The organism is Pseudomonas sp. 21LCFQ02 (genome assembly GCF_024129895.2).
Lineage (GTDB): Bacteria > Pseudomonadota > Gammaproteobacteria > Pseudomonadales > Pseudomonadaceae > Aquipseudomonas.
In genome coordinates this window covers 1918474-1933649 of sequence record NZ_CM178749.1, presented here as the reverse complement: position 1 = coordinate 1933649, position 15176 = coordinate 1918474, and the positions used below count along the sequence as shown (strand labels likewise).

The window sequence follows — 15176 nt, the reverse complement described above, 5'->3', positions numbered from 1 at the left end:
GGGGTAACATAGTCGGCTTTCCATGCCTGCCAGTCGGAGTTTCGATGCAGCCACTTGATCATGCCCGCTACCTTGACCTGGTCCAGGGCGCAGAAGTCCTGGAGGCTGATGGCACAGGCGACAAGGTACTGCGCCTGAGTGACGGTTCGATGCTCAAACTGTTTCGTCGCAAACGTCTGATCAGCTCGGCGGCCTGGTATCCGTACGCCAGCCGTTTCGCCGACAACTGCCTGACCCTGGCCCAGCGCGCGGTGCCCTGCCCGCAGGTGCGCAGCGTATTCAGGATTGCCGAGATCAAACGCGACGCGGTGCATTACACGCCACTGGCCGGGCAGACCCTGCGTCAGTTGCTGGGCAGTGTCGGCTCCGACGATGAACTGCGTCGCCAACTGGGGCGTTTCATTGCCGGGCTGCATGAGAAAGGTATCTACTTCCGCTCGGCGCACCTGGGCAATGTGGTGCTGACCCCGGACAGCGAGCTGGGCCTGATCGACATCGCTGACATGAAGACCTTCCGCCAGCCACTGCGCAAATCACTGCGCCTGCGCAACTTCAAGCATATGCTGCGCTACGCCGAAGATCGCCAGTGGCTGCTGGGCGAGGACAACCCGGCGTTCTTTCAGGGTTACCTGAGTGCCCAGAGCCAGTGCAGTGAGGCAGAGCTCAAGCAGGCGATTGCCTGAGCTTGCCGCGCCTACGGCTGTTGCACTCGGCGGCCCAGAATCATTGCCGCCGGCAACAGGACCAATAGCCATAGCTCATCGGGGTTACCCACCAGCTTGCTGCCGTCGAAGTTGAGCATCACCAGCGCACACAGCAGGTAGCAACCCCAGGCATCGCGCAGGCGCCAGGCCTGCCACAGGGTCAGAGCCATCACCAGCAAGAACAGCACCAGCGATACCGCGCCGGTGTACAGGCCCATGGAAACGAAAATGTTGTGCGGATGCTGGATCGGTATGCCGCCGGTCAGGGTCTGCGTGGTCTGGAAATTGACCCCGCAACCCAGCGTCCAGCCGCAGCGCGCCCATTCCGAGGTCATGATCTCGAACAGCTCGATACGGAACGAGTCCCCCCTGACGAACAGCAGCCGGACCCATTGCTCTTCCCAGCACAGCCAGATCGCGCCACTGACCGAAGCCGCGATAACCAGCAGGGCCATGGCGCCCTTGAGCGGGTAACGGTACACCACGTACAGACCCCAAAGTCCGGCCAGCAACGCAAAGCCCACCAGCGCAGTGCGGGTCTGCACGACGAATGCCGCAGCCAGCAGCGTCAGGGCGATGGCGCAGAACGCCTCGATCCAGCGCCGCTGGCGCACCCACAACGGCAGGGCCAGGCCCAAGGCACAGACCAGCCACGCGCTGCTGTAAATCACGTTGTCCAGCCGGCCCGGCAGGATCGCCACCCGCTGGCCGAACACAAACTGCCCGGTCCACCAGCTATGCAGGCTGCCAGTGAAAATGTACAGGCAAATGGCCCAGAACAGCCCACGCACGAACAGCCCGCCACTGAACAGCGTGACCGGCACCAGGCCGGCGATGACGAACACGAACAGGCTGACATAGGCAATATGCTTGTAGAACTGGAAGTCGGCAGAAAACACCGCCGGCACCAGAAACCACAACAGGAACGCCGCCCATATTCTGGCCAGTGGCTGGCCAAACAGGCCCGCGCCCTTGTGTTTGATCAGGAAAAACAGCCCCGGCAGGGCCATTGCCCCATAGAACAGGTTGTTGGTGAACTTGGCCGAGTCATGCAGCAGAAAACTCAGCAGAAAAGCCGCCAGCGCAGCGCCAAAGTAAAGCTGGCTTTTGCTGAACGGCGTACGGGTCCCCTCAGGCAACATTATTGAGCAACCAACCTATTATCAGACCTGCAGCCAGTGTGACGAGCAGCTTGACGCGGTCACGCTGCTTGCGGCGCTTCTTGTCCAGGCGTTCCTGCGACACCACCACGTGGCTGCCGAAACCGGTATGCAGGACCGCATCGTTTTCGAGAATCAGCGCATAGCGGTTTTCGCCAGCGTAGAGCTGTGACAGCTTTTTTTCACCGCCGTGCCCGGCATACGGGGCGTGCCGTTGGTAGTCAACCAGGCGCCGCAGACCGGGATTGAAAGAAAAACCCTGCCACTCGGGCTTGTGTGAGCCGAGCTTGTAGAACGCGATACCGTCGAACACTTCGCGCTCGTTGAGGAACACATACGGGCTGTGCACCAGCAGGTCATGATTGAAACTGCGCAGCCAGACCTGCAGCGCTTGCGGGTCGTTGACCAGCAGGGCCATCGATTCTTCGATAAAGCCGGGACGGTAGAAGTCCCAGTCGTCCTCGCAATGAAACACCCAACCGGTTTCGATCAACGCATACGCGGCGTCCACCGAGCGCATCTGGCCCAGCTTGGGATTGTTGACGATGAACCGGGTGTGCGCCCGCCAGTGTTCCGGGATGCAGTCGCGTACCTGCTCGTCGCCTGAGTCCTCGGTAATCAGCACATGACGGATGGGTGCCGTGTTGAACCGGTCGAAGGTCTCCAGGGTGCGCTTCAACAGGTCGAAACGACCGCAACTGGTGACCACCAGCGTGATATCGCTGTTTTCGCTGAATACCATCATGAATTCTCGATCATTGAATGTTCACGGCCATCACACGCCCAGCCAGGCACGTATCCGCTCCAGCAGGCCAGGGGTCGGGCGGGCACGCAACGGTGCCTGCATGGCCTCGACGATGGCTTTACCAAGGGCATGGAATGTATAGCGTTGCTCGGCCAAAGTCTGCCCGTTGCGGGAGATTTCCGCGACCAGTTGCGGATCTTCACGTAACTGCTGCAGCTTGCGGCGCAGCTCATCGATATCGCTGTACAGCACGATGTTGTGCATATCCTTGAAGCCCAGCGCGCGGTTTTCTTCGCTGCCCTGATCGAAGGCCAACAGCACACAGCCGCAGGCCATGGCCTCAAAGTTCTTGATCATGTACTCGCCCATGCCGACATCGGCACTGACGAAAAAGCGGATCCGGTTGAGGGTCTCGCAATATTCTTCACCGGACTTGGTGCGGGTGACCAGCAGCGGCTCGACCTTGGCCAACTCATCGAGAAACGCCTTGCGACCGCTGTAGGCCACGCTCTTGGTGCTGCCGACAAACGCCAGCTCGATGTCCCGCTCGCGCCCGCGGCCTTGCAACAGGCTCTGGTCATACCCCTTGGGCACAAACACCGCATCAAAGCCTTCGCCACGCAGCCGCTCGGTCACCATGTACCCCGAGGTAATGACCCGGGCCCAGGGCAACTTCTGGTAATGCGAGCTGAATTTTCCGGTGTACTTGCAGTTGATGTAGTTCTGGTAGGCGTCGTGTTCGAGGATCACCAGGTTGGGGATGCTGCGAATGAAGGCCACTTGCCGTACCTCCTGCTTGAAACGCAGGAAAAACACGATCCGGTCGTACTTGCTCACGTCCACTTCACGGCGGAAATAACCGCGCAAGTCGCGCTGATCATCGGAGGTCAGCCAGCGCAGGTCGCAGTCGCTATAGGCGGCAACGCCTTCGTACAGGCGGTCCAGGATGGCGCGTTGTTCTTTCTGGACCAGAAATAGGACTTTCATGGATTTCCTTGCAGTACTGCTGCCTGCTGAAGCTGAATCAGATTTCGCTGCGCCAGAACAACTCGTGTCGCCGCACAGCCTTACGGAAAAACTCGTTCTCGCCTTCGGCCGGCCAGCGCCGCCCGGCCAGCAGCCGCTGCAGGCTGCGCCGCAGACGGCGCTTGAACGGCAGCGCGGGCTGCAAATCATGCATCATGCCCAGTGCCATGGCCTTGTCGCGGCGTACGTCGGTCGGCAGCACCAGGCTATAGGGCACACGCGATTGCGCATCGAATACCGGCGGCAGGGTCACCCCGCTGTGCGCATCGCCCATCGGCCAGCGGTCGTTGTCATGCAGGTGATTGGCGTAGCCCAGCACCACCTCCGGCTGCCACTCCAGACCCTGCAAGGCTTCGCGCACGGCAGCTTGGGCGCAGATGTGATCAGGGTGCGGGTCGATGGCCGGATCCGGCATGACCAGCACCTGGGGGCGGGCGTTGAGAATCAGCGCGCGCAAGTCGGCCAGCAGGTTGTTCCAGCTGGGTACGCCATCATCGCCCGGCAGTTCAAGGGTATTGAACTGGCGAAACAGCCGGGTATCGTCCAGCTGCGCTTCGCGGGACGCCACGGCTTGCTCGGGGGCAGCCTGCATGGCGGGCAATTGCAGGCAGAAATAACCCAGTTGCACACAGCGCTGCTCAGGCACACCGGCCCAGCGCGGCACCGCAATGCTGTCCCAGGCGCGCAGGCGACCTTTCAAACGCGCCGCTTCGGCCTTGTTCATGCCCATGGCCTGATAGTGTTCGGCTTCGATTTCACCGGCAGTCAGGGTCACGATCCAGGCTTCATCGGCCTGGCTATAAAGCCCGTAGGCGGCCAGTTCGGCGTCATCGGCATGCGGAGCGATGACCATGACCCGCTGGCGGCGCGGGTCGGCGGCGCGGAATGCCCATAGCTGCGGCGTGCCCTCCAGCCGACAGAAACGCCCGCGCAGTTGCAGCGCGCCCTCATTGAGCACATGCCCCAGCCCGGTCAGGTTCAGGTAACGAACACCGTTCACGCCACGCTCGAAGGTTTGCACGTCGGTCTCGCCCAGGCCGCTGAGCAGCACCGCAGGATCGAAAAAGCGTCCCAGCCAGTGGCTGCGCACGCTCAACGCCAGAATCAGTGTCTCGTCACCCTGCAACGGATGGGGCCGTTCGAGCTGCAAACGGCCGTTGTCCAGCCGCACACCCGCAACCTGGTCGACGTCGGCAAAGCGGTACTGATAGTCGTCGCCGGGGGCATAGAACAGATGGTCGGCGAACCAGGCCTCGTGGGCAACCCAGGCCAGCACGGCGAGCAGCGGCACCAGCCACCAGCCCAGCCACGCCCCGAGGGCGAGCAAGACCACCAGCCCGACCAACAGGGCGATACGCTTGTTGCGCCGGTGGCGCTTGAGTAACTGCTGTTTGCGGCTCACACCTGAAATACCGGCACAGGGTTGCACCAACGGTCCTTGTATTCGCGGTCGGCACGGCCGAACGAGAAGCGCAACGGTTTGTTCAAGGCCCGAGCACTTTCCCATGCGCTCTGGGTGTTGATGAAGCTGAGCACGCTGCCAGGGCTGAACGCCCTGGTCTCGGGGTCGACGCCACCATTGACATACTCGACGCTGACCCACTGCGGTGCTTCGACCCGGTAGATCAACTGGATGGCGATGGGTTTGCCCTCCAGAAACAATACCGACCCCATCAGCCATTCGCGCAGCAACTCGACGACCTCAGCCATGCGCTCGGCCCCGGTGGCGGCAAAGCCCCAGCGACGCTGGAACAGATCGCAGTAGATCTGCGCCAGGGTCACGCTGTCGAACTCACTGACCGGGTGCACGGTGCCACCGGCTTCTTCCAGCAGACGCAACTCGCGGCGCTGGTTGTAGCGAAACTTCTTCGACAGGTCTTCAGGCTCACGGGCCATGGCCAGTGATTCAGCCTGCGGCTTGAGGGTGGTGATCTTGCCGTCGTTGAGGGCCGACAGATAACGCGCGCTGTGTCGTAACGCCACGCGGGCATCGTCGGCCAGCGGCAGGATCAACTCAGCGTTGCCCAGATCGAACAGGCCCTTCTTGCCCCGGCGCTTGAGCTCGGCTTTGTCCAGCGCCAGGCCGCGGCCCCAGGTCGCAATCGCGCCCTTGATCTCACCGCCCTGCTCCCAGGTCAGGTAGCGCACGGCAATCCCGGCCAGCGCCGACAGCCGTTCGACCACCTGGGGATGGGTCGCCACGCTGCCACCGCATTGCTGCCAGACTTGCTGGTAAGTGGCGGCATCACTTGCGGACCAACCGCGCTCGCGAAAGCCCTGAAACAGATTGAGCATCAAGACCCCGCAACCAGCCGGTTGACCTGCGGCAGACGCCAGAACACCTTGCGTACCGCATGATCGGAAAAACGCTCGCGCAGACGCACCAGCATCTGTTCGGCACACGCCTCGCGCTGGGCCGCATCAAGCTGCGACAGATGCACCAGAGCCTGGCCCAGATGCCCGGCATCGCCGAGCGGGAACAGCACGCCGACACCTTCGACCACTTCCTTGGCCCCGCCACAATTGCTGGCCAGCACCGGCACGCCAGCGACCATGGCCTCCAGCAGCACCATGCCGAACGGCTCGTGGTCGGAACTCAGGGCAAACGCATCGAAGGCTTTGAAGTAACGGCGCGCCTCGGCCACCTGGCCAAGAAACAGCACGTGGCCTGCGATGTTCAGTTCCATCGCCAGATCCTTGAGCGGCTGCTCCAGGCGGCCCTTGCCGAGAATCACCAACTGACTGTTGGCTGGCAGTTGTGGCAAGGCCTGGGCGAAACCGCGCAACAAGGTCGCCTGATCCTTGTCCGGGTGCAGCCGGCCAACATTGCCGACCACCCAGGCGTCAGGCGCCAGTTTAAGCTCGCGGCGGGCGTCTTCGGCACTGAACTGACTGCCTTGCAGTTGTTCGACGTCAATGCGGTTGTAAAGGGTTTCGATGCGCTCGGCCGGCCACTTGGGCAGGCACTTGCGCATGTCATCGCGCACCGCATCGGAGACGCCGAGCAGGCTCAGGCGCTGGCGAAACAGGTTGGCGAACAAGCGGCGGCTGGCGCGCTGGTAGTCGCCAAAGGCATGGTGCACACCAATGACCGGCAGCCTTGTGGCCAGCAACGTGATGTAGACCGGCTTGAAACGGTGAGCGATACAGAACTCGAACGGCCTGGCTGCAGCGATTTTGCGCAATGCGGCAATGGCCCCCAGCTTCAGGCCACGGATGGCGCTGGAGCTGTACTCCATGAACAGCACCTCGTCAGAGCCACAGTCGGCGATCACGTCCGGATCATGCTCGCCGGTCAGAAATACCGTGGTAACCCGGTAACCCTGGCCGGCAAACAGGCTGGCGTACTGCCGTGCGCAGTCCAGAAACGGCCCGTCATAGCCGTGGCAGAACTGCAGCACATGGCGCTCAGCCGATGCTGTCATAAGGCTTCGCACCGTCTTTGACGACCAGGATGTCTTCCATGATCAGGTATTGCAGGTCCGAGCCGAAGAACATGTTCAGGGCGTCGGTCGGCGAGCAGATCATTGGCTCGCCACGGCGGTTGAGCGAGGTATTCAGCGACACGCCGTTGCCGGTGAGGTTTTCCAGCGCCTTCATCATGTCGTAGTAGCGCGGGTTGTACTCGCGCTTGAGCACCTGGGCCCGCGAGGTGCCGTCTTCGTGGACGACTTCCGGCACGCGGGTCTTCCACTCTTCAGCCACTTCGAAGGTGAAGGTCATGAACGGCGCAGGATGGTCGATCTTGATCATCTGCGGGCCGACGGTGTCGAGCATCGACGGGCAGAAGGGTCTCCAGCGCTCGCGGAACTTGATCTGTTCGTTGATCCGGTTGGCCACGCCCGGCACGCTCGGGCAGCCGATGATCGAACGACCGCCCAGCGCGCGCGGCCCGAACTCCATGCGCCCCTGGAACCAGGCCACCGGGTTGCCATCGACCATGATCTGCGCAATGCGCTCGGGCATGTCGTCGATCTTGCGCCACTTGGGCTGGCTCGGGTGACGGGCACAGGCGGCAATCACGTCCTCGTTGCTGTAAGCAGGGCCGAGGTAGACGTGCTCCATCTTCTCGACCGGCACGCCACGGGCGTGGGAGACATAGGCCGCCGCACCGACAGCGGTGCCGGCATCGCCGGAAGCCGGCTGGACGAACAGTTCCTTGACCTCGGGACGGGCGATGATCTTCTGGTTGAGCTTGACGTTCAGCGCGCAGCCGCCAGCGAAGGCGATCTTGCCGGTTTGCTTGAGGATGTCACCCAGATAGTGGTCCATCATCTGCAAGGCGAGCTTTTCGAACAGGGCCTGCATGCTGGCGGCATAGTGGATGTAAGGCTCGTCGGCGACATCGCCTTCGCGCTTGGGACCCAGCCACTCGATCAGCTTGGGCGAGAAATAAAACCCCTTGCCGTTCTCTTTATAGCGACGCAGGCCGATGACGTTGGCCAGTTCGGTGTTGATCACCAACTCGCCGTTTTCAAAGGTTGCCAGACGCGAGAAGTCATATTTGCTGGCATCGCCGTAGGGCGCCATGCCCATGACCTTGAATTCGCCATCGAGCATCTCGAAGCCGAGGAACTCGGTGATTGCGCCATACAGGCCGCCCAGCGAGTCCGGGTCATAGAACTCCTTGATCTTGTGGATCTTGCCGTTCTCGCCGTAGCCGAAGAAGGTGGTGGCGTACTCGCCCTTGCCGTCGATGCCAAGGATCGCGGTCTTTTCCTTGAACCCCGAGCAATGGTAGGCACTGGCGGCGTGGGCCAGGTGATGCTCAACCGGCTCGATCTTGACCTTCTTCGGGTCAAACCCCAGTTGCTCCAGGCACCAGACGATCTTGTTGCGGTAGCGCTTGTAGCGGCGGTTGCCCATCAGCAGCGCGTCGAGGGCGCGGTCCGGGGCGTACCAGTAGCGCTTGGCGTAGTGCCAGCGTGCCTTGCCGAACAGGCTGATCGGCGCGAACGGAATCGCCACCACATCAACGTCGGAAGGCTTGATGCCGGCCTGTTCCAAGCAGAACTTCGCCGACTCGTAAGGCATGCGGTTCTTTGCGTGCTTGTCGCGGACGAAGCGCTCTTCTTCCGCTGCGGCGATCAGCTTGCCGTCGATATACAGGGCTGCGGAAGGGTCATGGCTAAGGGCGCCGGACAGGCCCAGGATCGTCAATGCCACTAGGGTCAAGCCTCTTTAGTCTGCATGCAGGCGTCGTGCGCCCGAGATAATGATGGGCCCCGGCACGAATGGCGAGGGGCAGCCAAAGCGCGGGATTATAGCCTATAGACCATCGGTTTGGCGTGAAGCTTGAGCAGCCGGACCAATCACTGTGCAGCGCGATAACTATATAGCCCCCGCATGCCGTCGAATTGGGATTGATTGACCTGACGACTTGCCGGGCATGGTGCCCGGCTGCGTGCGGGTCACAGGTCCGCACGCGCTCGATAAAGGAACCCGCGCGTCATGACGCTACCAAGCATCCCCCCTATCACCCCGCAGAGCCTGGAGGCTCGGCTGATCGAGCAGGCCGCACGGCTCGATACACATCTGCAGGACCTGCCAGCCTTGCAGGTCGACGAACAACGCAGCAATCAGGCCATCGCCAGTCACCTGGAGCAAGCGCTCAAGCACTACTGGAACGCCAACGACATCACCGGCAGCCTGCGCTACCAGTCGTTTGCCCAGCTATTGCAGCAAAGCCTGCGCGACGAACTGCTGCTCAAGGTCCTCGATGGCGAGCTGGACCGTGACTACCAGCTCTGCCTGCCCTCGGCCAATCCCGACCACGTTGATGACAGCCTGGTCGTGCATGCCCTGTACCTCGGCCAGGAAGACCAACCCGGCCAACCGGTGTATGGCGCCCTGCTGTTCAGCCGCGAACAAGGACCTTGCGTGCTGCACTTGCCCGGCTACGGTGCAGAAGGCTTCGACACGCTGGACGCATTGCGCACCCAACTGCTGCAGTGGCTCAACGACAGGGCACTGCGCAGCCTGTTGCTGCGCAACACGACCCAAGAGCATCAGGACCTGCTCCAGTTCATGCAGGCTGATACGGACCTGGAGGACGAACCCTACACGGCGGCACAGCTGATTTTCGCCCCACTGGCCAGCGACCCCTTTCTCCACGCGATCAAACAGCAGATAACCAAACAGCGCCGCGATGTCGCTTATGTCTGCGCCCAGGATGAGTGGCGCCAAAGTGACCCGGCGGCCTGGCACCTGGGGATCCAGAGCGCGCTCAGCCTGCATGGCCTCATCGGCCCGACCGCCATGCTGCGCCTGCGCGAAGCCGGGCAACAGTTGCGCGAACAGGCCAGCGCAGAGCCCGAATGGCTACGCCATGCCAGCCCCCGGGAGCGCCAGGCTTACCTCGACAGTTTGATCGACTACGAGCAGGCACGTCTGCTGCTGCTCAGCCTGATGCAGGGTTGTTCCAGTGCCCGGGAGTTTGCCCGCAGCCGCATGGCAACCCGGCTGCAAAACGAGCTGGGCTACGATCTGGATCCGGACCAGGTACTGGTCACCAACCGCCGCCTCAGCCCGCTGGGCGGCGAACCCTATGAAGTCAGCCGCCCGTTGAGCGAGTTTGCCTTGCGCGGCCTGCACAGCAACGACCTGCTGGCCGACTCGGACTTGCACAGCGGCACGAGCCTGACCCTTGAAGGCCAATCACTGGCGGCAGCCTATCCGCTGCTGACCAGCCAATGGCTGGCCGAAGCGGTCGAGCAACTGGACTTGCGCGCACGCTTTGGCGAAGCGCAGCGGCATACCTATGGCAATGCCCAGGTCGTGTACATGATGGGCGAGGTCATCCGCTGCCAGATCATTGCCCAGGCCCTGAGCGCCCAGTATCAGGGCCATATCCAGGCCAGCGACGCAGAGCTGGCCGATCGACTGCAAGGCAAACCCGGCCCCGTCAACGTACGGGCTCAGCAACTGCAGCTCGGCGGCCAGCTGATGAGCGAGATGCTTGTGTTTCGCTTGCCTCGGGCAGATGGCGATGGCGAGCGTTTGCTGCTGTTCGCGCGCGGCATCGCAGGGCACCAGGCCTTGCAGGGCTTCGACAACGAACGCCAGTTGCTGCACGAACTGGTCAGTTGGAGCGCCTCGCCGCAGTTACGTCAGTACCTGCTCGAACAGACTCGTGGCGCCCAGCGCCCGCAGTTGGAAGAGCAATTGCTCGAGCTCAGCCAGAAGGCCCAGCCTGCGCCCGACCTGCTGGGTTTTGTCGAGCCTGTCAGCATCGACGATGCGCTGTATGCCATGGCCACCGCCCATGTGCGGGTCAGGATCGACAACCAACAACAGCACACCCCAGGCTGGTACCTGAGCGCCAGCGTCGAGCACCGCCGCGAGCTGCAAGGCCTGGAAGATGCCATCGAAGCGCTCGGCCGCGCCTATCGGCAGCACCCCCACACCCAGACCCCCGACTACGAGCAGTTCGTCTGGCAACTGGCCAGCCGCAAGATCAACGCCCTGCTGGGGCTGGCCGATGGCAGCGTGGACCCGGACCAGGTGATCATCACCTCGCCACGGGAAACCCTCAGTTACCGGCAGATGCTGCGCGACGGCTATGACGACAGCCTGGGCTTTTTCAATGCCGGCGCCGACACCCAGGCGACGTTCAGTGGCCCGGACGGCATCGACCTGACGCCGCTGACCCCGGAAAAGGTTGCAGGCTCGGTACGCGGTGCCTGGCCCAGCGATGCCTGGATTGCGCTGGTCAAGACCACCCTCCTCAACCCGCAGAACGAAGGCTATGCCTACCGGCGCCGGCTCAGCCTGCTCATGACCCGCTTGCACATGCAACACGCCGCTTTGCTCGCCCTGCTCAAGCAGCAGATCAGCGCCGCACAGTACGCCTGGCTCCAGCAGTCAATCGCCATGATGGCGCACAGCGACGCGCCAAGCCGCCAGCGCTACCCGGTCTATCCACTGCAACTGAGGCTGGACAATCCGTTCATCGCCTCAGGTGTCCCGGCCCTGGGCGACGTGCTGAATACCGCCAACCAACTGCTACCCACAGGCATTCCCATCTCCCGTCTGGAAACGGTGCAGGGTTGCTACATCCTCTGCCAGGAAGGTCTGAGCAGCCCGACCCAGGCGCTGCTGTACACACCAGGAGCCCCGGACGGCCTGGAGTTCCGGACCCTGGCACGGTTCATCCCGACCCTGCACCACACCGGCATGAGCGATTACTACAAGGACCGCTGCCGGCTGGCGATCAATCGCACCCTGGCGTTCTATTTCATCGACCTCAAGCAGCGCAGCGACAGCCTGCCGCCGGCGCTGCCGGACAAGCCCCACGACGACCTGCATGAAATCTGCTTCGACCGTGTGCTACTGCGCAAGCTGCGCGATGTCGAAGAGACCACCAGTGGACGCGGCGACATGATTGCCAAGATCGTGCTCAACGGCATCGAACTGGTCGCCGTGACCCTTACCCTGCCGTTCCCGCCGGCCAGCTTTGCGGTAGGCGCGGTATTGGCACTGCGTGACAGCGTGCTGGCCCTGCAGGCCCTCAGCGAGGGTGATCAGGCCGCGGCCAGCTGGCATGTACTGGGCGCCTGGTTCAATACGTTCGGTGCACTGGGTGACGCCAGTGTCGGCCTCAAGGGCTTTGGCGCACTGCTGCGCCAGTTCGCCAACCGGGGCCCGGGTAATCCGGCGATCGCCGCCCTGAAAAGCGCACCGGCCCCGCTGTTGCATGCACCACTGCGCCGTGCCCCAGGCCATGACCCGCAAAAGCTCCTGGCCAGCGGACATTTCAGCGAACAAGAGGTCGCCAGCCTGCTGCGCCCCCTGTCGAGCGAAACCCCGCTGGCAAAGGTCAGCCAGACCCCCGCCAGCAACCCCGCCTACGCCGTCAATCAGTCACTGCAAGGCACAACCCCGTTTGCATCCGGCCACGCCAAAGGGGTCACACGAATTGACGGCAAGCACTACATCGCGCTCGATGGCCGGGTGTATGAGGTCCAGTACGACGCCCGCCTGCACATGTGGCAAATCATCGATCCCGGCAACCCCTGGGCCTTTTTTGGTAAACAGCCGGTCCGGCTCAACGACCACGGCCAGTGGCAAGTGCTTGACCGCCTGCAACTGCGTGGCGGCGGCAAACCCCGCTTTCAGGTCCTCGACAGCCAGCCGGCCAGCGCAGCGACACCCGTCGATGTCACCAGCGCCTACGAGCTGCCTGCCAAGTGGAAGAAACATGGTATCGCCATCGCCGATCGGGCCTGGGTGGCGCCTGACGATGTTGGCCTGCCATTGCCGGCCGACTTCTTTGCACCGCTGTTCAAGGAAGGACGCGAAACCTACGCCGTGCTGCGCGAGACGCTGCGCAAGGATGCGGCAGAGTTTTTTGAAAACATAACCCCCGCGGCGCAGCCCACACTGCCTGCGCTGGCTGACGATATCACCGCTGACGGGCTACTCAAGGCGGTGTTCGAGCACAGCCAGGGTCTGGTCATCAACGAGACCCTGCAAACGGTGGCCAGTAAACGCCTGCTGATCGAAAACATGCCGCGCCTGGCCGAACAGAATGTCGAAATCATTTATATCGAACACCTGTTCACCGACATGCATCGCAGCAAGCTGCAGAAGTACCTGAAGCTGGGTAACAAGACCAAAGCCGGCTCCTTTGAGCTCAAGTACCACTTCAATACCGTCAATCAGGGAAAATTGCTCAATGCCACCGGCGATAAATACGACTACTACCACCTGATCAAGATTGCCCACCAGCATGGCATTGAGGTCAGGCCCTTGAGCTCGACCGTCAGCTATAACTTCGCCGCCAGTACCGCCCCGGTACATTCACGAGACCCGGCAGCGCTGCAAAAGATGTCGCTGTTCTTCGCCTCACGCCTGATTGATGCCGACAAGACCCTTGCGCCAACTCGCCGCTGGGTGGTCTTGCTTGACGAGAAGCGGGCCAATACCTACTGGCAGGTGCCGGGTATCAGCGAGCTGCACGGTGCGATCAGCATCAGGGTCCGGGATGTACCGCGCGGCCAGCCAACGCGCATCACTCGCGACAGCGCCCCGCAAACCGGCGAAAGCCTGAGCAACAGCGATTTTCTGCTTGAGATGCCCAACGCCAGACGTCGGCCGCCGCTCTCGTCGTCACCTTCGACTTCAAGCAGCGATACCCTGCTGCCTGAACCCAGCAGCCTGGACTGGTCGCTGTCCGAATTACTGCAACCGCCGCTCGCCAGCAGTTCGCAAACCTCGACCCGTGCCTCACGCCGTGTAGTCAATCCAGGTGAGCAAGGCTTCCAGCTGGACGCGGCCAGGCAGTGGCAGCAGGTGCAAGCCCTGGACTGGCCAACAGCCATCGAGCCGACCGCGCTACAACGCTCGCTGGCCGATCCTTTGTATCAAATACCCGAGCAGCATCTGGAGACAGTCCATCAACTGGCGTTCTTCGAACACCGAGGCCTGAACATTTACTACAGCCTGCCCGACGAGAACCTGACAACGGCCAGATCGCTGTTCTTCAAAAAACGCGCTCAGTTGCAACGCGATGCCCGCCAGGCGCTGCTTGACCACCCGTTACCGGCACGCCCGGAGCTACCCCAGGTCACGGCACTAGACTCGCCTGGCGAGCTGCTTGACCGTCTCTATGCCCAGAACCAGGGCGTGGTGGTAACCGGCTCGGCGTCCTCGATTGGCAGCAAGCAGTTCATCATTGACAACCTGCCCAATCTGGTCGAGCGCCAGGTCAAGACCCTGTACCTTGAGCACCTGCAGCTCGACATGCATCAGCTGGATCTGGACCTGTTTGTCGAGAAAGGCCTGATGAGCAAACGGCTGCTGCACTACCTCAAACACCTCGACAAGCAGTACCTCACAGACCCTGCCGGCCTTTACAACTTCGAGCAACTGGTGCTCAAGGCCAGAGAGCACGGTATTGAAGTGCGTGCGCTGGACTGCGTGACCAGCTATTACCTGCACAATATGCAGGCACTCGGCGCAACGACTCGTGAGCAGATGTTCAATTACTTCGCCATGCGCACGATTCGCCGCCATCAGGACGTCATGGGCCCGCACAAGTGGCTGGCGCTGGTCGGCGACAGCCATGCCAGCAGCTTCGACAACGTGCCGGGGCTGGCGGAACTGGAGCCGAGCATCAGCCTGCGGGTGTTTGACATGCCGCCAGGCGAGACTTTCGGACCAGCCAGCGACCCCGGTCAGCTGGTCACAACCGAGCATGGCGGGCGCAAAACCTTTGTGCGCAACGATTACGCCCTGGGCCTGCCCAGCCGTAACGCGATGCCCAGAACCCTCGCCGAGATCAGCCAGCCCGCACCGATCGAGGTCCGGCTGTTCAGCCCCGGGCTATTTCTGATCGAAGACATCAGCGGCCCGCAGCCGGTCATTGTCCACCGCTCACGGGCCAACCGCATCGAGCGCACCGCGGTGCAGCGCAACGCCCAGGGCAAGCTGTACGTAGACCGTGAAAGCTGGGGCGGCACCCACCTGCGGCCGTTCGATGACTTCGCGGCACTGCTGCTGGCCCTGCGCAGGATGAATATGCGTCAGGTGAGCTGAGGC

At 62.3% G+C, this 15176-nt stretch carries 9 protein-coding genes; 2 read left to right on the top strand and 7 right to left on the bottom strand.

Translation table 11 applies throughout. From position 1 onward, the window contains the following. Nucleotides 1-44: 44 nt before the first annotated feature. Nucleotides 45-683: a BUD32 family EKC/KEOPS complex subunit gene (locus tag NJC40_RS08870; RefSeq protein ID WP_253140312.1), complete on the top strand. Its 639-nt coding sequence runs from the start codon at nt 45-47 to the stop codon at nt 681-683. An 11-nt stretch (nt 684-694) separates the two neighbouring features. On the opposite strand, the gene NJC40_RS08865 is transcribed toward NJC40_RS08870, so the two are convergent. From NJC40_RS08865 to NJC40_RS08835, 7 genes are read right to left on the bottom strand one after another with little or no spacing between them, the layout of a single operon-like run. After that, a complete protein-coding gene (locus NJC40_RS08865) occupies nt 695-1846 on the bottom strand; it encodes an O-antigen ligase family protein (protein WP_253140311.1) in 1152 nt (383 codons plus the stop codon). Beyond that, nucleotides 1836-2609, bottom strand: coding sequence for a glycosyltransferase family 2 protein (locus NJC40_RS08860; RefSeq protein ID WP_253140310.1), 774 nt, complete (start codon nt 2607-2609; stop codon nt 1836-1838). Before NJC40_RS08860 ends, NJC40_RS08865 begins: the two co-directional genes overlap by 11 nt. Before the next feature lie 30 nt (nt 2610-2639). After that, nucleotides 2640-3596 carry a glycosyltransferase family protein gene (locus NJC40_RS08855; RefSeq protein WP_253140309.1) on the bottom strand — a complete coding sequence of 319 codons (957 nt, stop codon included), beginning with the start codon at nt 3594-3596 and terminating at the stop codon, nt 2640-2642. 37 nt (nt 3597-3633) lie between these two features. After that, nucleotides 3634-5037, bottom strand: coding sequence for a PIG-L family deacetylase (locus NJC40_RS08850; RefSeq protein ID WP_253140308.1), 1404 nt, complete (start codon nt 5035-5037; stop codon nt 3634-3636). Further along, nucleotides 5034-5930, bottom strand: a complete 897-nt coding sequence (locus NJC40_RS08845; RefSeq protein ID WP_045486729.1) for a GNAT family N-acetyltransferase — start codon at nt 5928-5930, stop codon at nt 5034-5036. Before NJC40_RS08845 ends, NJC40_RS08850 begins: the two co-directional genes overlap by 4 nt. Continuing rightward, nucleotides 5930-7060: a glycosyltransferase gene (locus NJC40_RS08840; RefSeq protein ID WP_045486727.1), complete on the bottom strand. Its 1131-nt coding sequence runs from the start codon at nt 7058-7060 to the stop codon at nt 5930-5932. Before NJC40_RS08840 ends, NJC40_RS08845 begins: the two co-directional genes overlap by 1 nt. Then, nucleotides 7044-8801 carry a carbamoyltransferase family protein gene (locus NJC40_RS08835; protein WP_045486724.1) on the bottom strand — a complete coding sequence of 586 codons (1758 nt, stop codon included), beginning with the start codon at nt 8799-8801 and terminating at the stop codon, nt 7044-7046. The genes NJC40_RS08840 and NJC40_RS08835 overlap by 17 nt, the downstream gene beginning before the upstream one ends. Nucleotides 8802-9086: 285 nt before the next feature. Here NJC40_RS08835 and NJC40_RS08830 point away from each other — a divergent pair, with 285 nt between their 5' ends. After that, complete coding sequence (locus NJC40_RS08830; RefSeq protein ID WP_253140307.1) at nt 9087-15173, top strand: membrane-targeted effector domain-containing toxin; 6087 nt, start codon at nt 9087-9089, stop codon at nt 15171-15173. Nucleotides 15174-15176 lie beyond the last annotated feature (3 nt).